Genomic DNA, 24,321 nt, shown 5'->3' on the forward strand with positions numbered 1-24,321 from the left:
TTCTAAGTTGTGAAGATATGATCAGGGTACAACATTACCAAACGGAAACAGAATGTAATATGATTTAAGTGATTAACGCAATTTCTATATTAATGTCTAAAACGGAAATATAAAAGTGCAAATATGTCTTCTATGAGTTTCACACACGTTTCATAGGAGAATTGAGGGGGAATTGTTTGAGTGAGGCAATAGAATTATAGAGAATATTTTGTGTAGAAACTATTGAATGGGAGTAAAATACTAGGATAAAACCTAGTCATAGACTGAATACTTCATTTTCAGGTGGGTTTCAATTGGGAAATAACTACTTACTTGTAGTGGCTTAGTAGTGGGAATTTTCACAGGAGTTTCATTTGTCACCTTGCCACCTTCTATATAGAGAAGTCGTAGAAGAATTTATTTCTCTACACATCTCATAAATTAGATGCTCTTTGAGGATTCAGTTAGTCATTTAAGAAACTCAGCACTGATACATTTCCTTGAAAGTGTGCAAATGTTTTTCTTCAAACTTTGCCTAGTTTTGTGAGCTTGTTTTAGGAGGTTATATCTTGATATTTATCCATTTGAGTAAGGATCTCAATAGCAGGTTTAAGCATATCTTTGTAGTTCTTCCATCCACCAATTGATTTTGAATTGATTGGGGAACGAACCTGAACACTGCTTGCTGTAGATACTGAGCGTGGATTGAGATGAGGTGATAGATATTTATCGTGCCACTCCCAACCTAACCAAGAGATCAAAGATTGAATTTCTTTATTAGTATCTGACACTAATGAGTCGTAATTTAAGTCATATATTTGAGATCGGAATCTATTCTTGTATTCTGTCATTATATTTTCTTGATCTAGATAAACTCTTGCGCAATCAACTAAAGAAGAGGAATATTCATTTCCTCTATCAAAATGTGCTCGGTAAATTGAAAGAATATTATCTAAAGGATTTCTAAAACAATGAATTATTTTTGCGTTTGGTATCTTCTTAGCAATAATGCCTGTGTATTGATAATTAAATAGGTTTTTATTAGTTGTTATAAGCAATTCAGTCTTATTATTTACTTTTTTCCAATACAATTCGGCAAGATTTATTTCTTGTTTAGATTTCTTACTCTCAACGAATGATTCCTCTAGAATATTAATCTCACCTAGATCATATAAATCATCTCTCATACTAAGCACTGATTCCAATAATGTTGAACCACTTCTAAACATACCTACAATAAAAATACTCTCAGGTGGATTTGCTTGTTCTTCTTGATTAATTCCTTTTTTATTAGATTCAATAAGTAATATTTTTGATTTATTAAATATCATCTCGGGTTGAGATGGTTTAATATCAAGTTTTAATTTATTTGCCAATTTAAGGTATCTAGAACTTTCTTCATAATTTTTCTCCTTATGAAGAATATTTGCTCTTGCGAAGTAAATATCAATTTGCTCTACTTGTGATTTGTTATTTAAGATATTTTCAGAAAAGAGTTGGTTCTTCCAAATATCATTATTACTATTAGAGTATTTCAAACCAGATAGATTAAAATATGCTTTTTCTAACTTGGGATTAATTTCAATTGCTTTTCGGTATGACAATTCTGATTCTTGTAATTTGCCAAGATCTCTCAATATACTTCCCAGATTAGAATGAGCCATTGCGAAATCAGGATTAAGTTCAATTGCTTTGCGAGTAGATAATTCAGCTTCTTGTAATTTACCAAGATCACTAAATATCGTTCCTAGATTTAAATGCGCTTTTGGCTCATTAGGATTAAGTTCAATTGCTTTGCGAGTAGATAATTCTGCTTCTTGTAAGTTGCCAAGCTTAATCAATATGCTGCCGAGATTGGAATGTGCCTCTGCGAAATCAGGATTAAGTTCAATTGCCTTGCGAGTAGATAATTCAGCTTCTTGTAATTTACTAAGATCACTAAATATCGTTCCTAGATTTAAATGTGCTTTTGGCTCATTAGGATTAAGTTCAATAGCTTTGCGAGTAGATAATTCAGCTTCTTGTAATTTGCCAAGATCTTTCAAAATATTACCCAGATTGTTATATGCCTCCGCGAGATCAGGATTAAGTTCAATTGCCCTGCTAAAAGATATTTCTGCTTCTTGTAACTTGCCCAGATTTTTTAGCGTATTACCTAGGTTGTAATACGCCTCAGCGAAATCAGGTTTAATTTCAATTGCTTTGCGGTATGAGAATTCTGCTTCTTTTAACTTGCTAATATCTTTCAATGTGCTTCCCAGATTGTAATGCGCCTCAGCGAAATCAGGTTTAATTTCAATAGCTTTGCGTAGTGATAATTCAGCTTCTTGTAATTTGCCAAGATCCCTCAATATGCTTCCCAGATTGGAATGTGCTTCTTCGAAATTAGGATTTAGTGTAATTGCCTTGCGAGTGTATAATTCTGCTTCTTGTAATTTGCCAAGATTTTTTAAAATGATTCCATAATTAGAAAAAACTCTGTCATCACTCAACCCTTGATCAATAAAATCTTGATAATATCTTACCGCCTCTTTAATATTTCCTTGTGAATGAAATTTAAATGCTTGATTAATTATTTGTTCTTTAGAAATTTTTTTAGGAGTATTAGTGATAATAGTAATATTTTCTTGATTTTCTCTTAAAGTAAATGGAACTGGAAATGTAATTACTTTATAGACTATCTTTTTCTCTTGATCTTTGTCACCAGATTCTTCCATCTATACTATTATATTTTTTGATACTAGTCATTTTACTACTAATACTGAAATCATTCTTGTTTCATTTTTAGTCCCATAAACTAGCAGTTTCTTGGAATAATTGCGTCAGATATCTCTATATTAATGTAGTTTTTGAGAAGTTTTTAGTTCATAATCGTCTCTTATGAGTTTTACTTAGGATTTCAACAATATCAAAGAGTATGATTTCTTCATTTATCAAAAGGGATCCTGAAATTAGTATTTTTAGAGGTTCTATTGAGTGGGAACCATTGGCTACATAATGTAGTTGTATTTTAGATTAGAATATTTTTATATACTCTAGCAATTTTGTCTGGTTTTGAATCCTTGACTTGAAATCCAATGCACTCATACTTTTTCTTTCATTTCCTTTTTTAGTTTATTTGAGACATTTTCCATAACTTCTTGCCAATTATGTCGTTCGTTTTGCCGAAATAATCTCATTGATGGATACCAAAATGTATTGTCCCCTTTCAGTCCCCATCTCCAGTCAGGTAAATGATTTAGGAGTAACCAGGTTGGTTTACCCATTCCTCCAGCTAGGTGAGCAATTGAAGTGTCAGAAGTAATAATTAAATCACAGTTTTCCATAATGGCAGCATTTTCCAGAAAATCCCAAGTGGCATCAATTTTAGCTTGGCATTCAACAAACTTATTTTTAAATGAGCAATGATGGAATTGCTCTGAACCAAATCCTTTTTGTAGTGATAAAAATTTGAAGTTATTATTTCTCGTAAGACTAGAGAAGGTTTCTAGAGGTAATGAGCGCCCTATGTGATCAGTCTTTTCTGCATTTGGATTTCCTTGCCAATTAATAGCTACGATTGGTCTTTTTTCTTGGGAGAGTATGTTTTTCCATTTCTTTTTTAGTTCATTAGTTGAAAAGATATATGGGTTTGAAATGATTGGATTATTCGGACTTACTTGTAGATATCTAGGTAAAGATAATAGTGGGATCCATTGACCCTCTGAAACTTCGCTTGCCTCCTCTGGAGTTAATGGATGTTGATCAATACCAGAGGATTTGATTAATGAATGTAGTTTTGTTTGAGCACAAAAAGAAATTTTTAGGCCTTGATTTCTAATGTAAGGAATATATCTCATGAATTGAAGGGTATCTCCTAAACCTTGCTCAGTGATGACTAATAGCTTTTCTCCTTTTTGTGATTTTTTATGCTCGATTCGTTTGAGTTTTGTAATACCGTGACTAATAATAGGCTTCTTTCTTTTGAATCTAAATTCATAGTTCTCTAAACCATTTTTATAGTCACCTTGAAGTAGTTCAAGTAATGAAAGATTCCAAAATGCGTCTGCGAAATTAGTATTAATTTCAATTGCTTTGAGAGTTGCTATTTCTGCTTCTTTTAGCTTTCCCATATCTTTTAATATGCCTCCAAGATTATAATGAGCCTCTGCAAAATTAGGATTAATTTCAATAGCTTTGCGTTGTGAAATTTCTGCTTCTTGTAATTTGCCGAGATCCATCAATATGTTTCCTAGATTGGAATGAGCTTTAGCGAAATCAGGATTTATTTCAATTGCTCTGCGTTGTGAAATTTCTGCTTCTTGTAATTTGCCAAGATCTCTCAATATGTTTCCTAGATTGGAATGAGCATCAGCGAAATTGGGCTTTAGTTTAATTGCTCTGCGTTGTGAAATTTCTGCTTCTTGTAAGTTACCAATATGATTCAATAAATTTCCTAAATTGTAATGAGCCTCTGCGAAATCAGGTTTCAGTTTAATTGCTCTGCGAGTATTTAGTTCAGCTTCTTTTAATTTGCCTATATTTTTCAATAATACGCCATAATTGGAAAATACTCTGTAATCAATGATTCCTTGTTGAATACAATTTTGATAATATTGTTCTGCTTTTGAAATGTTTCCTTGAGAATGAAGCTTAAATGCTTGATTGACTATTTCCTCTTTAAAATGTTGAGAAGGCGTATTTGTATTTATAGTATGATTTCCTTGATTGACTTTTAAAGCAAATGGAACTGGGAATATTTTTACTTCAGAAACCTTTTTGATTTTATTAGATTCATCCATCTATACTAATTATTCTCTTAAATATTTTACTTTACTTTTCATACTAAACCTATTCTACTTTTTTCATAATTATTTTTGCTCTTTTTAGCGGGACAAGAAAATAAGTTCTTAATATGTTTCTCCACATAGAGATGTAGGAAAAGGGGGCAAAATCATATCACCGAAACAGGATTGAATATGATTTAGGCAATCTCTATATCAATGTCTAACACGGAAATAAAAAATGGGTAAATATGTCTCCAAAGTATTTCACACATGTTTCATACGGAAATTGAGGAAAAAATTTGTTGTGTCAGGGACAGTAATTATAGGTAACATATTATTTAGGAACTACTGAGTGTAAGTCAACATCTACTGAATAGTAGTTATTATTTAATAAAGAGAGTTTTAGACTCGATAGTTTGTTACAGATTTGTTTTGTGACCTTGTTAGCGTCTCTACAGAAAAATCGTAGAAAGATTGTTTTCTCTAAACAATCAAATCTTTCTATCTTTTGGAAGTTTTAAATATTTGTTGAAGAAACTCTGACCTGCTTCATCGATTTGAAGGTATTGAGATGTTTCTTTTATGTTTTGCTCAGTTCGATAAGTTTGTTTGTTTGCTTCTTATCTTTTGCTACATACTTTTGATGAAGAGGGATTAAAGTTTTGAATTGGAGGTTTGCTTGGAAAGAATGTCCCTTTTAAAATGCTTGAAGAATTTGGGTTCTTTTATTTGCTCATTAGTAATTTTACTGACGCTTGTATCTTTTATTTTTTGTGCATATGCGATCCAGTTTCTCATTATAAGAAAGTCATTTAAATTAAATCCATCTATACTTTTGCTCAATTCTCCCCAATTCTTATTATCTTGATCTATTTCTTTTTCGATGGCTCTCCAACTTTCATTGTAGTTCATTGGCTGATCACCCGAGGTTGCTATCTCTTTATATTGAGGGAATTCTAGTGGATATTCAGAACAACCTCTTTTGACTTTAGATAGTAAATCAATTCTAATATTATTTTGAATGTGAATATTTAACTTTTTAGAGATTTTGAATGCTTCAGTTAGACTTGAACAATATATAAGTCCTTTATAAAATCCTGAGATATTAGGTCGGAGTTCGATAATAGATTTTCTAGTATTATTATTTTTAAGTTTTAACTGATTGAAAACTAAGAATAGTTTAATTAATTCAATGATTGAATCTACTTCAACTTGAACCTTATAACAACTAAAGCAAAATTCAGGAATTATTTTATGTTGATTGAAGATTAGTTTGTGTCTATTACAATTTAAATTCACTTCATTTTTCTTATATATTTGTGATAAATTTATTTCTAATTTTAAATTATATTTTTTATAAATAATAAGTCCATCTTTATAAATTCTTATCGCTTCATTATCAGTTATAAGAAAATTCTCTTTATGAATCAGATTGATTTCTTTGAATTCTTCATTTATTCTATATAATAAGTTTGACTCAATCTTTTTTGGTTTGTATATAGTGAGTAAATTTATTAAATTATGCTTAATAGATTCGTTTTTAGGATTTAATTTCAATGCTTTATGTATAGATTTTTCTGCTTCTTCTAGTTTTCTATAGTCAACTAATATGTTTCCCAGATTAGAATGAGCCTCTGCGTAATTGGGATTATATTCAATTGCTTTGCGAATAGATAATTCTGCTTCTTTTAATTTGCCAAGATCTTTTAATAAAACTCCGAGATTGGAATGTGCTTCTGCGCAATCAGATTTGATTTCAATTGCTTTGCGGTATGATAATTCTGCTTCTTTTAACTTTCCAAAATCTCTAAATATGTTTCCCAGATTGGAATAAGCTTCTGCGCAATTAGGATTAATTGCAATTGCTTTTTGATATGATAATTCTGCTTCTTTTAACTTTCCAAAATCTCTAAATATGTTTCCCAGATTGGAATAAGCTTCTGCGCAATTAGGATTAATTTCAATTGCTTTGCGGTATAATAATTCTGCTTCTTTTAGTTTGCTAAGACCTTTCAATATGCTTCCATAATTAGAAAAAACTATGTGATTTTTGAAACCTTGATTTATGAAATATTGATAATATCTTGCTGCTTCTAGAATATTCCCTTGTGAATGTAACTTAAATGCTTTGTTGATTATTTGCTCTTTAGTTATTTTAGATGAAGTATGGGTAGGAATACTAATATTTTCTTTGATTTCTCCTAAAGCAATCGGAACTGAGAATGTTTTAATTTCAGTGATTTTATTTTTTAGTTGGTCTTCTTTGTCCGAACCGTTCATTTTGCTTTTCTATCCTTAGATTTGAATTATTTTACTACTAATACTAATCTTTGTTTGCGCTATCTTAAATGTGTTCTGAACTTATACAACGAAAATAAAAAGTATTTTTTTCTATGATTGACATAATCTCTAAATCAAAATATAAACCGAGAAAAACTATTGAGTGTGATTGAAGCATACGTCTACTTCTGAAGGATAACTTGATGTATATGTTTTCATGTAGCGTCTTATCTCGTTCTCTATGGAGAAATTCAAGAAAGATTGTTTGTTCTACAAAATCAAATATTTTTATGATCTGGTATTGGTTAAAGGCCATTTTAAAAAACCCATAACTGATATATAACTAAGAAAGTTAATTGAAATTTCTTTTTAAATTATGCACAGTTTTGGAAGCTAGTATTATGAGGCTATGTCTTGATATTTAACAGTTTGAGTAAGGATTTCAATAGCAGGTTGTAGCATATCTTTGTAGTTCATCCATCCATAAATTGATTTTGAATTGATTGGGGATCGGACTTGAACACTACTTGCTGTTGAAACTGATCGTGGATTGAGATGTGGTGATAGATATGAATCATCCCATTCCCAATCTAACCAGGAGATTAATGATTTGATTTCTTGGTTAGGATTTTTCACTAATAAGTCGTAATTTAAGTCGTATATCTTTGATTGAAATCTATTTTTGTACTTAGTCATTATTTTTTCTTGATCTAAATAAACTTTTGCTGAATCAACTAAGGAAGAAGAATATTCATTTCCTTTAGCAAAATGTGCTCGGTGTATTGAAAGAATATTATCTAAAGGATTTCTATAACAGTGAATAATTTTTGCGTTTGGTATTCTCTTGGCAATAATACCTGCGTATAGATAATTATATAAGTTTTTATCAGTTGTTTTATTGGAACGTTTATTTAGATGTTTGATTTTATTCCAATATAACTCAGCAAGTGTTAACTGTTGATCAACTTTCCTGCTTTCTATAAATGCTTCTTCGAGGTTATGACTCTCTCCCAAATCTTCAACTTTATTATTAATAGTAAGAATTGATTCTAATAACGTGGAACCACTTCTTGGCATTCCTACAATGAAAATGCACTCTGGTGATTCTGTATATTTTTTTTGATTAACTTCTTTTTTATCTGAATCAATAAGTAATTTTCTAGATTTATTTAATAAATGATTTGCGTTAGAGGGTGTAAGAGTAAGTTTTATTTTATTTGCTAATTTTATATATGCAGCACTTTCCTTATAATTTTGTTTCCTATGAAGAATGTTTGCTCTTGCGAAATAAATATCGACTATATCTTTTTGTAATTTGTTTTTTGAGATACTTTCGGAAAATAGTTTGTCTTGCCATATCTTGCTATTATTTGAGTATTTTAGATGAGATAGAGAAACATATGCCTTTGAGAAATGAGGATTGATTTCAATTGCTTTTCTAGTAGATATTTCTGCTTCTTGAAGTTTTCCAAGATCTATCAATATGGTTCCTAGATTATAATGTGCGTCAGCGTAATCAGGATTGATCTCAATTGCTTTTCTAGTAGATATTTCTGCTTCTTTTAAGTTACCAATACTTCTTAATATACTTCCTAAATTGCAATGTGCAACAGCATAATTAGGATTGATTTCAAGTGCTTTGCTAGTAAATAGTTCTGCTTTTTGCAATTTGCCAAGATCACTCAATATACTTCCCAGATTTGAATAAGCCTGTGTGTAATCAGATTTTAGTTCAATTGCTTTTCGGTATGACAATTCTGCTTCTTGTAATTTGTCAAGATCTCTCAATATATTTCCCAAATTGTAATTTGCTTCTGCAAAATTAGGATTAATTTCAATTGCTTTGCGAAGTGATAATTCTGCTTCTTGTAATTTCCCAAGATCTCTCAATATGTTTCCTAGATTAGAATGTGCGTCAGCAAAAGTAGGGTTTAGTTCAATCGCTTTGCGGTATAAGATTTCTGCTTCTTGTAATTTTCCCTGATCTTTAAGTATTACTCCATAATTAGAAAAGATCCTGTGATCTTTAAATCCTTGATCGACAAAATATCGATAAGTTTTTTCTGCTTCTCGCATGTTTCCTTGTGAATGAAACTTAAATGCTTGATTAATTATTTGTTTTTGAAAAGGCTTATCAAAGCTATTCGTATCAATAGTGATATTTTCTTTAATTTTTTTTAATGGAAATGGAACTGAAAATGTTGTCACTTTAGGTATTTTCTTTTTTGCTTGTTCTTTTGTATGAGCACCCTCCATTCCTTTTGTTCTACCTTTTAGTAACAAGTATTTTACTACTACCACTAATTCTTTTTAGCTCTTTCTGAAATCATTTGTGAACTTATAGAGAGACAATAAAAACGAGATATGTGTATTAATTGTCAAAGCAGGGAAGTAGGACAAATGGAAAAGATTACCAAGTCGATTCAGGATGTAATATTATTGTCGGAGTTTCTAAAATTAATATCTAAATCAGAAATATAAAAGATTAAAATTGTCTTCTATACGTTTCCCAAGAGAATGAGAAAAAAATTGGTTCTTTGAGTCAATAAGATTAAAAGGGATAGTTTGTCTATAAATAGTAGATATAATCAAAAAAATAGTTTTTCTCACAGGTTCATCTTGCTGTATTAGTTGACGTTATGATTGAGTTTTCAAATAAATGTTCAAACAACTAAACCTAGATTGTTTTCAATTAAATCAACAATCATATGTCCAATGAATATATGAATTTCTTGGATTCTAGCGGTAGAAGATGAAGGGATAATAATTTTTTTAGATAAAAGGTTGGCGGCGCTTCCTCCATCTTTACCTAGTAATCCAATAGATTCGATACCCATACTTTTAGCAGTTAATATTGCTTTTGTTATATTTAGGCTATTCCCAGAAGTTGAGATAACAATCAAAAGGTCTCCACTTTTCCCTAATGCCTCTAACTGTCGAGAAAAAATATTATCAAAACTATAATCATTAGATATAGCGGTCAGTACGGAAGTATCAGTCGAAAGAGAAATTGATTTAAGTGCCTGTCTATCAGAAATAAATCTACAAACAAGATCTGCTGCAAGATGCTGACTATCTGCTGCACTCCCTCCATTCCCACACCAAAATATCGTCCCTCCTCTTTTAAGTGAATCTGCTGCTGTACTGGCAAATAATTGAGTACCGGAGATAATTAATTCCTGATTGTTAGCTATCAGCTCAGTATGATCTCTCAATTGATTTGATAATATTTCATTTTGAGAGATACTCTCTTTCATTTTTAGAATAAGAATTAAATTTGTATAACATACATTATTTTATATCCAAAAGTAAAGATAGAAATAATAAATTTAATCATTTTACAGTCAAGAAAGTATTGGTTTAAAAATTTAGATTATATAAAATTTTATTTAAAAAATCATTTAACACTAAAGGATGTTAATTTTTAAAGGAATGGCTTATTAGCTAGTTTATTAGGAAAATAAAATTTTTTTATTATGATCATCCTTAAATTAATTGATTAAAAAGTATTTATTGAATCCATTAACTATTTATTCTTTTATGAACTAATTTAGTATGTAAATTTTTATATTTTTGAAAAATTAAGTTTTTGATATGGATAAAAACTGAAAGAAATTAGTAGTCTCTGCTAGAGAATCTCGTTGTTAAAAGATTAAGTTTATAAACCATTGAAAATAATAAGTTAATCATCTTTCATTATTAAAAGGGATTTGAAATTATTTGTGATCCAGGTAATATTATATAATAGTTTAATCTTATAAAGTTATTGAATAAATGAGATTTCTTGTTATTGGAGAGGTATTTCTCGATGAAAATGTTATCGGAATATCAGATAGATTATCTCCTGAAGCGCCAGTGCCAATTCTCTATAATAGCTCTTGTCAGAAATCTTTAGGAGGAGCTGCGAATGTTGCAAAAAATATATCTAACTTAGGAGGAGAAGTTAGCTTATTAAGTTTAGTAGGAGATGATGATGAAGCTCTAATTATTAAGTCTATTCTAAAAAAATATAAAGTAAACTTTTTGGAAACTGACATTTATAGTAAAAATACCATTCGTAAGATAAGATTTATAGCAAATCAGCAGCATATCTTAAGGCATGATATTGAGCAAAGGATAGATAAAAATGAATCAAATTATATTGCAGATTACTTATATAATATATGTAATGATTATGATATATTGATAATTTCTGATTACAATAAAGGATTGCTTAATTCTGTAGAAACTAATGTTCTTCGCTCAATTATGGGAGAAAAACCAATATTAGTTGATAGCAAATTAGGCGCACCAAATTTATTAAATGGTGCGACAATATATAAGCCTAATAGATTAGAATTAAATTATATATGTGGTAAGAGCAATCATAATTTATTGACTATCAATGAGAAAGTAAATTATGTAATGAATAATTTTAATATATCAGAATTATTAGTGACTTTGGGAGATGAAGGTATGGTATATGCTTCAAAAATAAGTTCACAAATAAGAATCAAAACTTTACCTATAGAAACAAAAGATGTATATGATGTTACTGGAGCTGGTGATACAGTTATTTCTGTTGTTGCATTCTGTATTTCCTTGGGTATTAGTACATATGAATGTGCGAAAAAAGCAAATTTTGTAGCATCAAAATCTGTTAGTGTTTTTGGAAATTATACTCCAATAAAAGAAGATTTAAACGAAGTAAATAATTTAATTATTTTTACTAATGGATGTTTTGACGTTTTACATATTGGACATATTAAATTACTTGAATCATGTAAAGCCCTTGGAGGTAAAGTCATTGTAGGTTTAAATTCAGATAAATCAGTTCAACAATTAAAAGGAATAAATAGACCATATAACAAATTAGAAGCTAGAAAGGAAATACTCGAAAATTTAAAATCTGTTGATGAAGTAATAGTCTTTCATGAACTAACTCCTTATGAAATTATAAAAAAGATTCAACCTGATATAATAGTAAAAGGAGGAGATTACCAAAAACAAGACGTTATTGGTAAAGATATAGTTGAGGCTAAAGGAGGTAGAGTTGAAATAGTGCCTTATATGGCTAATTTTTCGACTACAATGTTAGTTAAAAAAATCAAGGATAATGAATAAGGCTTTATTTCTGGATAGAGATGGAGTTATTAATGTTGATAAAGAATATATTTATAAGCCAGATGATCTTGTTTTTACAGATGGTATTGCAAAATTAATTCAAACTGCAAAGCAAAAATATTATAAAGTTATTTGTATTACTAATCAGAGTGGAATAGCAAGAGGATTTTTTAAAGAGAATGACTTGAAAAATTTCATGGCTTACTTGAATCATGAATTAATTAATTTAATAGGATTTCCGTTAGATGCATACTATTATTGCCCTCATCATCCCTTTGGTGTGGTTGAAGCATATAGTTATGTATGTGATTGTAGAAAACCTGCTGCGGGTTTAATAGAGGTAGCGTGTAAAGATTTTAATATTGATTGTAGTAGTTCTATTTTTATTGGAGATAAATTCACAGACCTTCAAGCTGCTGAAAAAATGAATATATCTAAACTTTATTTGTATTCCAAAACTAAGATTTTATTTGAAAATCCAAGTTATTTATGTATAAATGATTTTAATCAGGTAATCATTTGATAATAAAAGTATTTGTTTAGAACAATCTATTTTCACTTATTAAATATACTCTCCAGTTCAAAATTAACTCTCTCCAAAACCTCTTGCCAATTATTTCGCTCTTTTTGTCGGAATAATCTCATTGATGGGTACCAAAATGTATTTTCTCCTTGAAGTCCCCATATCCATCCTGGAACATAGTGAAGAAGTAACCAGGTAGATTTTCCCATCCCTCCAGCTAAATGAGCTATGGAAGTATCACTGGTAATGATTAAATCACAATTTTCAATAATGCCAGCAATTTCAAGGAAATCCCATGTGTTATTAATTTGTGGTTGGCATTCAACAAACTTATTTTTAAATGAACAATGATCTAATTGCTCTGAACCAAATGCTTTTTGTAGTGATAGAAAATTGAAATTATTATTTCTAGCAATAGTAGAGAAAGTTTCTAAAGGTAGTGAGCGTCCCTTTAGAGCTTGCTTTTCGGCATTTGGATTTCCTTGCCAATTAATACCTATAATTGGTCTTCTTTCATTAGAAAGAATGTTTTCCCATTTTTTGACGAATTCAACAGATGGAAAAATATACGGATCATTAATGATTGGATTGTCTGGTCTTACTTGTAAATATCGCGGTAAAGATAAGAGTGGAATCCATGTCCCTTCTGAAACTTTTATAGTTTGTTCAGGAGTTAATGGATTTGTTTCAATGCCTGATGATTTAATTAAAGTATGTAGTTCTTCCTGAGCACAAAAAGAAACATCTAGACCTTGACTTCTTAGATAAGGAATATAACGCATATATTGCAAAGTATCGCCTAAACCTCCTTCTCTAACGATTAATAACGAGCCATTTTTTTGTAATTTGTTACTTTTTAATTGTTCCAATTTTGAATTCGTGGGAGGAATAATAGGTTGCTTTGTTTTAAATCTAAACTCATAGTTATTTAGACCAGATTGATATTCTCCTCTTAAAAGTTGAAGCCAAGACAGGTTGAAATAAGCATCGTAGTAATCAGGATTAAGTTCAATAGCTTTGCGTAGTGATAATTCAGCTTCTTGTAACTTGCCCAGATTTCTCAGAGTATTACCTAGGTTGTAATACGCCTCGGCGAGATCAGGATTAAGTTCAATAGCTTTGCGTAGTGATAATTCAGCTTCTTGTAATTTGCCAAGATCATCCAATATATTTCCTAGATTGGAATGTGCCTCTGCGAAATCAGGATTAAGTTCAATAGCTTTGCGTAGTGATAATTCAGCTTCTTGTAATTTGCCAAGATCATCCAATATATTTCCTAGATTGGAATGTGCCTCTGCGAAATCAGGATTAAGTTCAATAGCTTTGCGAGTAGATAATTCAGCTTCTTGTAATTTGCCAAGATCGCTCAATATGATTCCGAGATTGTAATGTGCATCTGCGAAATCAGGATTAAGTACAATAGCTTTGCGTAGTGATAATTCAGCTTCTTGTAATTTGCCAAGATCTTTCAATATATTTCCCAGATTGGAATGAGCCATTGCGAAATCAGGATTAAGTACAATAGCTTTACGTAGTGATAATTCAGCTTCTTGTAATTTGCCAAGATCTTTCAATATATTTCCCAGATTGGAATGAGCCGTTGCGAAATCAGGATTAAGTTCAATAGCTTTGCGTAGTGATAATTCAGCTTCTTGTAATTTGCCAAGACTTGTTAATATGACTCCATAATTAGTAAAAACTCTGTAATCTTTAAAACCCTGATTTATGAAATGTTGATAATATTTTGCTGCTTCTGCAATGTCCCCTTGAGTATGAAGTGTCAACGCTTGATTAATTATTTGTTCTTTAGAAGGTTGGCTTGCTGTATTAGCGGGAATAACAAAATTCTTTTTATTATTTGATAAAGCGAATGGAACTGGAAATGTTTTTACTTCATTGACCTTACTTTCTTTATCTTGTTTATTAGGATTATCCACTTTTCTCTTTTATAATCTAAATCTTAATTATTTTACTACTCAGTCATATCTTTCTTCATTCTGTTTAATATCATTTTTCTATCTAGATAAGTAGTACAAGTGGATAAAATTATCAAACGGAAATATGATTTAGGTAATCTCTAAAACAATATCTTGAACCAAAAAATAAAGAATTCAATATGTCTACTATGCGTTGTATAAAGTTTTTAAGCAAGTCTTGAGTAAAAGTTTGATTAGAGAGGGAATGACATGATAAGGAATGATTTGGTTTGAACTATTGATAGACCTTCTTCTGCCAATTCAAAATATCTTTGTGAACAACCCTAAAGTATAAATTTCTGATCAATTTTTCATGGGAGTAAGTTGCTGTATTTATAAATATTTCTTTCTCTTTTGGCTTTTTGATCATACTTTTCTCGCTAACCAATCCAATTAATGGCGAGAGCTCGACAAAGGCGTAATCATTTAAAGAAGATATAAATCACATCTAATGCCATTTGAAGTTACTTACAACGGGGATATTCAATACATTAAGGTTTTCTACTCAACTGAAAAAACGAGAGCTGGAAAATACTATGGCGAGTTTTATAAGAAAATGGATTCACTCGCCAGTGACTTAAAACGCTTAAAACAGGAACTTGACGAAGATAGCGAAAAGGCAGCGAAGATTGCTAAAGATGCAGCCAATAAGGCACTTTCTGAGAGATTTGGTTCATTAAGATACATTATTGATGAGCGTCACTGGGACGAAGACATGGTCATCAGCAAGATTCTTGATGACAGAAAAGAGGAGATGTTGGTGTTAGCACAGAAGACTTTTAATAATGAAGTTCTTCTTGAAGAGGATGGTGTAGAGGAATATCAAATTCACTTGGAAGAAGGGGACATAGAAGTTGATGGTGAGAGAGTAGAGACTCCCATAATGGAGTTTTTTGATTCTGACGAATACTATAAATTTAATGAGGCAAAACTAGAAAAATTGGAAAAGCTGGATTGGTTTATTATTTGGTCGAGAACAGAGGCAGGCGAGTTTCAGACAGAGGGTAGATCTCATGAGGGTGATTTTGTATCGAAGGAATTAAACATGGAAAATTGCTTACTTACTTACAGAGGGTTACCCCTTGTTATTCCCTCCAATGGTACGGATATATTTAGTAATGAACTTGAGATTCATTTTGTAGATGAAACTAGGGTATCACTTGAAATGAATGACTTTAAATCGCATCTTCATTAATTAGATGTTTAACTAATTCTTAACGATCGCAAAGTATTTTTCTCTAAGTTTCGACTCCATTATCTCAATTTATTCGCCGTTTAATTATATTGAAAATTGGAAGAAGTGAAAAATTCAGGAAAGCATTGATAAATTTAATTATGCAATTCGATCAAAGAGTCAAGAATTACAAATTTCGATTTTTTATATAGCTTTACTTTTGTTGATCATCATTCCTTTTATTTATGTTGCTGAATCTTCCATTCAACCAGAATTGTTAGGTTCAATACCAAGATGTCTGTGGTGGTCAAATACAACTATTAGTGCTGTTGGTTATGGAGATTAAATATCACTTACGGTTGTTGGAAAAACAATTGCATCGATAACCTCTCTTTTTGGTATTGTTGCAATTGCAATACCTATTGGAATACTTGCATTGGGTTCATTGAATCAATCGGGGGTATAAGATAAAAATAAAAATTCTTAAAATTAAATAAAGGAAAATCTTTTAGTAAAGAATAAGCAATAGATCCTATGGTCTCATTGAGTGCAATTGATATTAATTCTTGAGGGAAGTGGGAAAATTTTTATAACTCATTATCAAAGACTGAACTAGAATGCAATTGAAAGATGAATTTCATAAAATAAAATCTCTTAGTTTATTGGAAAAAAATTGAATATGCTAAATGAGGCTTGGTTGAAAGAACTCAATAAAAGAAATCTTGTGCTTCAAGGAGAAGATTCCTCCACATGGAACTTTGCAACAGTCACTGTATCTTCTTCGGTTTTAGACAAATTAAGTCAGGAAGAACAAGCGAAATTTCAAATGACTGCATTCAAACGAGCAACTAATGAAATTGAGTATTGGTCAAGGGTTGAAGAAATTTGTGACTTTTTTGGTGTTGAAGACCCAGACCTGGCTGGAGAAATTTATGTGAGAAGGTTTAAAAATTTGAATTTAGATGAGGAGATTAAATGGCTAGATTTGAGAGATATTAGTGAAGATATACCTGAGGGCTTTGGAGTGAAAGTTGATTGGGGATAGTAAAAAATAAGCAAATGCAGAAACAAGATATATTTGATAGGAAACGTTCTGAAGTTAAGAGAGTAAAGAAACTAATCACAGAAACTAAGGATTCAATATGATTTCATAAAACCACAAACCTGATCGATCACACCCAAAATTAATTCATCTCCATTGGCATCTTTCCACTCTGAATCCTTATTTTTGAATTCATTAAATTCCTTTGCACCTACTGCAATATCTATGAAGGATTTTTCTGAACAGTTGATATTCATAGTATACAGAATGTCTTGAGTGATTTCAGTAGTACTTGTAGGAATAAATTTGCTTAACACTCTTATAAATCCAGCTTGATTTTTTTGAACGCTGTTCTTATCCCATAACTGCTCTCCATATTGACTCTTTGGAACTGCAATCCATTCGTGCGATCGAGCATATATTTTTGGTGGATAGAAAATAATTAGAAGTGCTAAACAACTAAGACAAATACTTCTAATGGTTTTGAGGTTCATTGGATCATAAAAATTATGGTTGTTATTATCGGAAAATTGATAGCGCTACGACATCAGTACTTCAATTTTATAAAAATAATGCTCTTAGGGAGAAGATCGCAATGATATTCAAATCACATAAAGGAAAATCCTTTACCAAAAATGAAGCAATAGATCTAATAGTTTCATTTAGTGCAACTGACGCAAATTCAGACAAGAAGTGAAGAGGTTTCAACAACTCTTAAAAGCAGAGAGCATTGCATGGTGAGTGTGACGATTACTAGAAACCGTAGATAAATAAAAAATGGGGTTTAGACTTTTGCACCCCATTTTCTAATTAATTGATTAGTGGAATATTCCTAATTCTTTGTTTACTGAAAATTATTTACCACCATTGCAAAAGCGAACTGCATCTGAAGAGCTCTTGCCAGTCGCTTGAACTTCTTCAACACATTCATTGAAAACTTTTGATTCTTGTTTAACAGAACAAAAACTAAGAGCGATTGCAGCAAGAGCCACAGCCGAAACTACATTAGAACCTAGTTGAACAATGCCATAAGCAAACATCGCTTTGCTTTTCCCACTGCATTTCTTTTGGCTTGCCTTGTTGTCTTCAGTCATTAGTAGTTTGTTAATTCTATAAGTTAATTGATTATTTGTTCAATTGAATTATAAATTGTAGAGAATACCGTTCTGATTGCTTTTTTAGGATCTTTTCTAAATAAAAAAATAATTACAAAAAAGCCGCCTAGTTTAGAACTTGGCGGCTTTTTTGGAGATCAGGCGCAAGTGTTTCCTTGTTTCCACTGCGGAGGATCCCAACTCCTCACATAGATATAATTACGCATCTGATGGGAAACTCAAGTAAGAGCAGGTGAGTTGAGTAACTGTCACATGTGACAATTCGAAAATCAGTCATTAAAAAAACACCCTGCTTGCAAGAAGTTGGGTGCTTTTTTTAACAGAACGATTGTGTGAGGAGTTGTCCTGTTGGTTTATTTTTACTCCCATAATGACTTTTTGTCACTATTAAAAAACAAAATGACTTAGATCATCAGGCTGAATTGATTTGTAGCCTGTAAGACTACTTAGTCTTCAGCATTCTCAAATTGTTTTGCTAATCTAAAACCTTTTCTCAGAATTAAATATATTCCATATAAACCAGCAATTAACGGAAGAACTATTAGAGGATTTGGACTGTAGCTGGAATAATCTTTGATACCATCAACATATTCGACACCTGAGCATTTCAAGTATAGAAAACTTGTGAAAATAATTCCCCAGCCAATGATTGATAGAATTCCTCCTTTTTTGTCACCTTCATAAAATCTATCTAAACCCCATCCCCAACCAATAGCAAGGATTACTCCTCTCGTGATAGCATTCTTTTCTTGCTTACGAAGCATTGCTTTTCTTTAGTTATGTTCAGGATGAACATAACCGAATAATTGTTTTTTTGCATGAATTGATTAAAGAAGATACTTGTCTCTGTAAAAAATTTGATATGGCTTTTAGAGTACATTTTAATTAAATCAAGCGATAGACTTTCAACTCAAAATAAAAAAGTAGAGAATTAGAAAGAGATTTTCCAAAATTAATTCTATCTTCACCTTTCAAGTGAGAACAATTTAGATATTGCTAAATTGAGTAATCTTATTGGGTGGGGGTGGTGCACTTCAATAAAAAAAGATAACTTAGTTCAATAGCTGATTACTTTTGACAGTTGCACAACAAACTGATGCGCATTTAAGCAGACGGCTCCAGAAAGATAGTATTACTATCTCAGGGAAGGTAATTTATATTAATCCTTTTCTATATTGGCGACGCTTTGACAACAATACTGATAGATGGTTAAGAGAGCCTGGCCAGTTAGGAGAGGAGCAGATCAATCTTAATAGAGCTCGTTTTTATCCTGAAGTTGATTGGAATTTTCTCAAAGACGAAGAGCGTATTATTAAAGACGCCGCAGTTGAAATGTTTTTAAAAACACTTGAATTAATAGGTACTTTTCACCCTCATCTTACTGCAGGACAATTGTTAGAAGTGGAGAGAAAAATGGCAGTAACTAAAAAAAAGTCTTTTGAACGTTGGGTAGAAAAATCTTTTAGAAAAAAAATTAATCAAGCTTCAAAAGAGCGTAATAGGTTTGCTAGAGAACGTTTTATAAGAGGTTGGAGAGAATGGTTAACTCTGGAAACTACCCATCAAGCTTTTCTTCCACTTGCAGCAGTAATTGTAATGTCAATCTTTGCTGGTTGGTCCATAGGTATATCTAATAATAGTTGTACGCCTTACTTCCCTACGTCAGAATCAGGTATTCTTAAGTAGCATTTATAAGGCCATTATGGCTAAAGATCAATTAAGGGATTTTCATTTATTTGCAATGGAGTCTGCTTTGCCATTGGGTATGGGTATTTTAAAAAATGCTAAAAATGGTGGACTCCAAAAAATAATGCATGTATTCAAATCAAAAGATCCATTTTCAGAATTCCAGGTTGATGGCGAAACCTCTGCAAAAACATTTAGGGATAAGATTGATCAATGGATTCCTGGCTTAGGTTATCCAGTTGTTTCAGTTGATGTAACTGTTGAACAGAATTATCCTGACCACGAAATAAATGATCAAGAGTCATTAGTGTCAACCTTAAATAGAATTGATACTGAACTAGATCAATTAAGACGTTTGATTGATAATGACTCATTAAAGATAGATGATTAATAAATATTCATGATTTTTAGAGATGAAGAAAAAAGAAAGATTGTATTTAAGTTCAAAAAAGCATGTAGGTGCTTTTAATCAACCCTTAATTTTCTTTTTGTTTGTTTGTTTAATTTTTTTAGTAACAGGTGTGCGTCTTTTTTGGATACAAATAATCAATGGATCATATTATAAAAAACTTTCAGAAGAAAATAGAGTCAAGTTAATTGCTAATCCACCAATTAGAGGAAGATTATTAGATCGTAATGGTGTAGTTCTTGCCGATAATAAACTCTTTTACTCATTATCTATTCAACCTAGGCTTTTAACTAATAGTGATTGGATTGATCTTAGAAAGTCTTTATCAGATTTGTTTAATGTTTCTATTGATCAATTAGAGATTTCATTTAATAGAAGTCATTCCGACACTCCGTATAAAAAAGTACTATTGACTGATTTATCGGTGGAGCAAGTTATTAGATTTAAAGAACAAGAAAATAACTTATATGGTGCTCAAATTGATATTGGTTTAGTTAGAAATTATCCTTACAAGTCTTTAGCTGCGCATGCTTTGGGTTATACACAGTTGATAACTGCAAATGAGTTTTCTAAGCTTTCAGAAAGAGGTTATAAATTATCTGACCGAATTGGACGGAAAGGTATTGAAGCTGCTTTTGAATCTGAATTGAGAGGTAAATGGGGAGGTGAAATGCTTGAGATTGATTCATTAGGTACAGTTCAACGCAGTCTGGGGTTAAAAATGCCAAAAGCTGGTAAGGATATCAAATTAACTCTTGATCTAGATCTACAACTTACTGCAGAAAAAGTTTTGTCTGACAAAACTGCTGGAGCAATAGTAGCGATTGATCCACGAACAGGTGCAATTCGAGCAATTGCTAGTCAACCTACTTTCGATCTTAATTTTTTTTCTCAGCCTTTTACAAATAAACAATATGAAAATCTTTTTTTGTCCTCAAATCTTCCTCTTTTGAGTAGAGCATTTAATGCATATGATCCAGGCAGTACATGGAAGCCAGTAACTGCTATAGCTGGTATGGAAAGTGGTAAATTTCCTGCTAGTAAAAAATTAAATACGGTTCCTTGTATTACATATGGAAGTCATTGTTTTCCAGAATATAATAAAAGAGGTTTTGGATGGATTGGATATGAAGATGCATTCAGAGTCTCTAGCAATACTTTCTTTTACCAAATTGGGGTTGGATCTGGTTCACAGGCTTTATATGATGCTGCAACCAAACTTGGCTTCGACAATTACACTGGGATAGAAACTTTTCTTGATGAAAATAAAGGCTTAGTAGGGAATAAGAAATGGGCTGATCAAGGTCGTGGTTGGGGACAGCCTGGAGAAACTCCTTGGATAGTGGAGGATATGGCTAGTGCATCGATTGGTCAATCTGTTGTTCTAGTTACGCCATTGCAATTAGCACGAGCATATGCAGTTTTTGCAAATGGTGGTTATTTGATTACTCCTCATTTAGTAGATGCAAATATAAATTGGAGATCAGAAAAATATTTACAAAAAGTAGATATTCAAGATACGACACTTGCCACAATCCGTCGTGGGCTGCGTAAAGTAGTAACAAGCGGTACTGCTATGGACATAAATGTAGATACCTCTATTTTCCCTGAAGTTGCTGGTAAAACTGGAACAGCTGAAGATAGTAGTGGAGGTAGTGATCATGCGTGGTTTGCTGGCTTTGCACCTTATGACTCTGGAGAGATCGTCATTGTGGCATTCGCTCAGAACACTCCTGGTGGTGGTTCAGTACATGCTCTACCTATGGCAAAAAAAATGTTGCAGACATGGTATAAATTGAACTCTTATAAGCAATCAACTAGCGGTCAAGATCAGTTGTAGTTTGATTTGGGTGATTTAGTTGTAGTAGTTGATTTAGAATTGCGTTAATTGATGTATCCTCAGCAACTTTTGATTTATTAGTAGCTAATTGACGACCTAATACTAAAGCTCCAAGATGAGTTAACTGAATTCGCATCGAAAGTAATAACTCCATACATCCTCCTCCTGAAAAACTTGCTATTGCAATTGGACGTTCATTAAATAAACTTCGAAAATCTTTTCCTTGTACAGAAAGCCAAGCTATTGCATTTGTAAGAATTGGAGGAATTGAACCGTTATATTCAGGCGCACAAATGATCCAGTGTGAATGGCTTTCCATTTGAGTATTGATAGACTTAAGATTTTCTGGTGCTTTATCTTTTGAATTATGACGTGGATTAAATATAGGTAACTCATTTTTTGATTCCGTCAAGTCCAGTAATTCGCATGAGCAATTTAGTTCTTTGCCTGCAACTAAAAATTTTTTGGCTAGTTTGAGATTTTCACCATTGCTAGCGGCTATAACAAGAAGCTTTTTATTAGACATTGTGAATAAGGAGGGAAGTATACATGGATAAAGTCGTTTCTCTAATGGGTTTAGTAGTTCGCTCCTGTTTTTCGATGATGAACTGCTGTTACTCCATCTTTTTTAATGACTTTTCCATGTTTAATCTCAGCATATATCAGCCAATGATCCCCGCACTCCATTCGTTGATTAACTGTACCCTCCAGCCAAGCTAAAGCTTCATTTAATAATGGCTGATTGCCTGGACTTAATTTGATCTCAAGATCGGTAAATCTATTATCTCCAGGTTTGAATGATTGAAGAAATTGTTTAAGCAGGGCTTGGTGATTATTTTGCTCTAAAATGTTTAAAGCAAAGTTATCGCCTGTATGCAGTAAGTTTTCTACAGCTCTTTCTTTAGCCACTGCAATCGTAATACCAGGAGGAGAAAAGCTTGCTTGACTAACCCAGCTTGCAACCATTGCTCCGTTAATTACATTATCTTCATTTCCCTTTTGAGCAGTCAATATACATAGTGAACCGACGACCCTTCCTAGTGCATTAATTGTTGGATCATTTTTACTCGTATTTAAACCAACATTAGCTTTTCTTTGTTGACGTAATTTTGCATTAATTAATTGCTTACCATATTGGATACCTATTTCTTCAAGTTTTTTAATCATTAAAGGATCAGGACTAAATTTGATTTTTATAGGTTCGAATCCAAATTTGAAGCCTCCATCTTTTAATTTTTTTTCAAGTAAATCAAGAGCTTCCCCACTCCATCCATAACTTCCAAACACTCCAGTAGGCTTGCCTCTATCACCCTCAGCCAACAGTGTGCCAAGTGCTGAAACAATCGGAGTGGGTGCATGTCCTCCTAATGTTGGGGATCCAATTAAATATCCATCTGCTTTACGAATTTCAGTGATCAAGCTATCTGATGCGGTGAATTCACAATTAATAATCTTAACTTTGACTCCTGTCTTACTAATTCCTCTGGCTATGGCATCAGCAATAGCGGCAGTATTTCCATATGCACTGGCAAATAATAGAGCTACTCTTAAGTTGCTATATTTTTGGCTTTCCCCCCAGCTTTGATAGTTATTTAACAAACTTCTCCAACTACCGCTGATTGCAGGTCCATGTCCGGGAACTATTGTGTCAATCTCAAAGTCTTCAAATTTTTCGATAATACTATTGACTTGAGTAGACATTGGTGCCATAAGGCAATCAAAGTAATGTCTTCTTTCTTCCTCCGTACTAATACTGTTTAATTCAGCCCATTTTTCCTCATAAACATGTGCACCAAATAATTTATCACTCATCAGTAAACCAGTTTGCTTTTCAAAAACAATTAGTCCACCTGGCCAACGAGCTGTTGGCGCGGGAATGAATGTAATCTCAAAATTATTATCGAGTGACAGAGTCTCTAATTGCTTAATAATTTGAATATTCGGAAGGACTGCAACTGTCTCAAATGTTTCTTTGGGATTTGTATTTCTAGATGGTTTTCGTAAATTCCAAATCTCTTTGAATAATTTTGCTCCTGGATTAGAACAAATAACCGTTAAATTTTTATATTTCACATTCATTCTTTTCACAAAAGCTACTTTATTGGGATTGATATGACCCATGACTAACTTTATTTCAGCGGAATCACTCTTAATTAATGTCTGAAACTCTTCTAAAAATTCTTTTTCAAATGTTAAACCAGGAGGATGAATTAAAATATATTCTTCTGATTTAGAATGTTCATCTTTAGAAGAATTGAATAAAAAAGAATTTGTACAACTTCCTTTTTCAAGAGAATATTCAACTTCAAATCTTGTTCTTTTTGGGTTTAGGCTTCTTAAGCAAAGTAAGTTCTCTTCAATGGGAATCTGAATTGTTTTTTTTATTAAAGTATTTAAATTTGTCGAAGAAATTGTTTCTACTGTCATT

The 24,321-nt window shown here is 31.8% G+C and carries 19 protein-coding genes; 8 read left to right on the forward strand and 11 right to left on the reverse strand.

Going from position 1 to position 24,321, the window contains the following annotated elements; translation table 11 throughout:
- Positions 1 to 533 precede the first annotated feature (533 nt).
- From O5637_RS07770 to O5637_RS07790, 5 genes are all read right to left on the reverse strand, one after another.
- A complete protein-coding gene (locus O5637_RS07770) occupies positions 534 to 2,696 on the reverse strand; it encodes a tetratricopeptide repeat-containing sulfotransferase family protein (RefSeq protein ID WP_269603967.1) in 2,163 nt (720 codons plus the stop codon).
- A 366-nt stretch (positions 2,697 to 3,062) separates the two neighbouring features.
- On the reverse strand, positions 3,063 to 4,760 hold the full coding sequence (locus tag O5637_RS07775) for a tetratricopeptide repeat protein (RefSeq protein ID WP_269603969.1): 1,698 nt from the start codon (positions 4,758 to 4,760) through the stop codon (positions 3,063 to 3,065).
- A gap of 639 nt (positions 4,761 to 5,399) precedes the next feature.
- Positions 5,400 to 7,025: a tetratricopeptide repeat protein gene (locus O5637_RS07780; RefSeq protein WP_269603970.1), complete on the reverse strand. Its 1,626-nt coding sequence runs from the start codon at positions 7,023 to 7,025 to the stop codon at positions 5,400 to 5,402.
- Positions 7,026 to 7,424: 399 nt separating this feature from the next.
- Positions 7,425 to 9,281 carry a tetratricopeptide repeat protein gene (locus tag O5637_RS07785; RefSeq protein ID WP_269606954.1) on the reverse strand — a complete coding sequence of 619 codons (1,857 nt, stop codon included), beginning with the start codon at positions 9,279 to 9,281 and terminating at the stop codon, positions 7,425 to 7,427.
- Positions 9,282 to 9,688: 407 nt separating this feature from the next.
- Positions 9,689 to 10,282 (reverse strand): D-sedoheptulose-7-phosphate isomerase, encoded by a 594-nt coding sequence (locus tag O5637_RS07790; RefSeq protein ID WP_269603972.1) that lies wholly within the window; start codon positions 10,280 to 10,282, stop codon positions 9,689 to 9,691.
- A 517-nt stretch (positions 10,283 to 10,799) separates the two neighbouring features.
- Here O5637_RS07790 and O5637_RS07795 point away from each other — a divergent pair.
- Both O5637_RS07795 and O5637_RS07800 read left to right on the forward strand, forming a co-directional pair.
- The gene (locus O5637_RS07795; protein ID WP_269603974.1) at positions 10,800 to 12,128 is read left to right on the forward strand and encodes a PfkB family carbohydrate kinase; all 1,329 of its coding nucleotides are present in this window, start codon (positions 10,800 to 10,802) and stop codon (positions 12,126 to 12,128) included.
- Entirely contained in the window at positions 12,121 to 12,651 is a 531-nt protein-coding gene (locus tag O5637_RS07800) for a D-glycero-alpha-D-manno-heptose-1,7-bisphosphate 7-phosphatase (protein ID WP_269603976.1), read from the forward strand. Before O5637_RS07795 ends, O5637_RS07800 begins: the two co-directional genes overlap by 8 nt.
- Before the next feature lie 32 nt (positions 12,652 to 12,683).
- Here O5637_RS07800 and O5637_RS07805 read toward each other — a convergent pair whose 3' ends face one another.
- A complete protein-coding gene (locus O5637_RS07805; protein ID WP_269603978.1) occupies positions 12,684 to 14,588 on the reverse strand; it encodes a tetratricopeptide repeat protein in 1,905 nt (634 codons plus the stop codon).
- Between the two features lie 490 nt (positions 14,589 to 15,078).
- On the opposite strand from O5637_RS07805, the gene O5637_RS07810 reads away from it, so the two are divergent.
- The 3 genes from O5637_RS07810 (at position 15,079) to O5637_RS07820 (ending at position 16,846) form a co-directional block, all read left to right on the forward strand.
- Positions 15,079 to 15,822 carry a hypothetical protein gene (locus tag O5637_RS07810; protein ID WP_269603980.1) on the forward strand — a complete coding sequence of 248 codons (744 nt, stop codon included), beginning with the start codon at positions 15,079 to 15,081 and terminating at the stop codon, positions 15,820 to 15,822.
- 202 nt (positions 15,823 to 16,024) lie between these two features.
- Positions 16,025 to 16,147, forward strand: a complete 123-nt coding sequence (locus tag O5637_RS07815; RefSeq protein ID WP_269603981.1) for a hypothetical protein — start codon at positions 16,025 to 16,027, stop codon at positions 16,145 to 16,147.
- Between the two features lie 351 nt (positions 16,148 to 16,498).
- Complete coding sequence (locus tag O5637_RS07820) at positions 16,499 to 16,846, forward strand: hypothetical protein (RefSeq protein ID WP_269603983.1); 348 nt, start codon at positions 16,499 to 16,501, stop codon at positions 16,844 to 16,846.
- 92 nt (positions 16,847 to 16,938) lie between these two features.
- On the opposite strand, the gene O5637_RS07825 is transcribed toward O5637_RS07820, so the two are convergent.
- From O5637_RS07825 to O5637_RS07835, 3 genes are all read right to left on the reverse strand, one after another.
- On the reverse strand, positions 16,939 to 17,337 hold the full coding sequence (locus tag O5637_RS07825) for a hypothetical protein (RefSeq protein WP_269603985.1): 399 nt from the start codon (positions 17,335 to 17,337) through the stop codon (positions 16,939 to 16,941).
- A gap of 360 nt (positions 17,338 to 17,697) precedes the next feature.
- Complete coding sequence (locus O5637_RS07830) at positions 17,698 to 17,937, reverse strand: hypothetical protein (RefSeq protein WP_269603987.1); 240 nt, start codon at positions 17,935 to 17,937, stop codon at positions 17,698 to 17,700.
- 467 nt (positions 17,938 to 18,404) lie between these two features.
- The gene (locus tag O5637_RS07835; protein WP_269603989.1) at positions 18,405 to 18,722 is read right to left on the reverse strand and encodes a hypothetical protein; all 318 of its coding nucleotides are present in this window, start codon (positions 18,720 to 18,722) and stop codon (positions 18,405 to 18,407) included.
- A 310-nt stretch (positions 18,723 to 19,032) separates the two neighbouring features.
- Here O5637_RS07835 and O5637_RS07840 point away from each other — a divergent pair, with 310 nt between their 5' ends.
- From O5637_RS07840 to mrdA, 3 genes are read left to right on the forward strand one after another with little or no spacing between them, the layout of a single operon-like run.
- Positions 19,033 to 19,644 (forward strand): hypothetical protein, encoded by a 612-nt coding sequence (locus O5637_RS07840; RefSeq protein WP_269603990.1) that lies wholly within the window; start codon positions 19,033 to 19,035, stop codon positions 19,642 to 19,644.
- Between the two features lie 16 nt (positions 19,645 to 19,660).
- Positions 19,661 to 20,035, forward strand: a complete 375-nt coding sequence (locus tag O5637_RS07845; RefSeq protein ID WP_269603991.1) for a hypothetical protein — start codon at positions 19,661 to 19,663, stop codon at positions 20,033 to 20,035.
- 22 nt (positions 20,036 to 20,057) lie between these two features.
- The gene (gene mrdA / locus O5637_RS07850; protein ID WP_269603992.1) at positions 20,058 to 21,893 is read left to right on the forward strand and encodes a penicillin-binding protein 2; all 1,836 of its coding nucleotides are present in this window, start codon (positions 20,058 to 20,060) and stop codon (positions 21,891 to 21,893) included.
- Here mrdA and O5637_RS07855 read toward each other — a convergent pair.
- On the reverse strand, positions 21,871 to 22,419 hold the full coding sequence (locus O5637_RS07855) for an NADPH-dependent FMN reductase (protein WP_269603994.1): 549 nt from the start codon (positions 22,417 to 22,419) through the stop codon (positions 21,871 to 21,873). The genes mrdA and O5637_RS07855 overlap by 23 nt on opposite strands.
- Positions 22,420 to 22,469: 50 nt before the next feature.
- Entirely contained in the window at positions 22,470 to 24,320 is a 1,851-nt protein-coding gene (locus O5637_RS07860; protein ID WP_269603995.1) for a diflavin flavoprotein, read from the reverse strand.
- Between the last annotated feature and the right edge of the window lies 1 nt (position 24,321).

Source organism: Prochlorococcus marinus str. MIT 0917, assembly GCF_027359575.1.
In the GTDB taxonomy this organism is placed as follows: Bacteria; Cyanobacteriota; Cyanobacteriia; order PCC-6307; family Cyanobiaceae; genus Prochlorococcus_B; species Prochlorococcus_B marinus_D.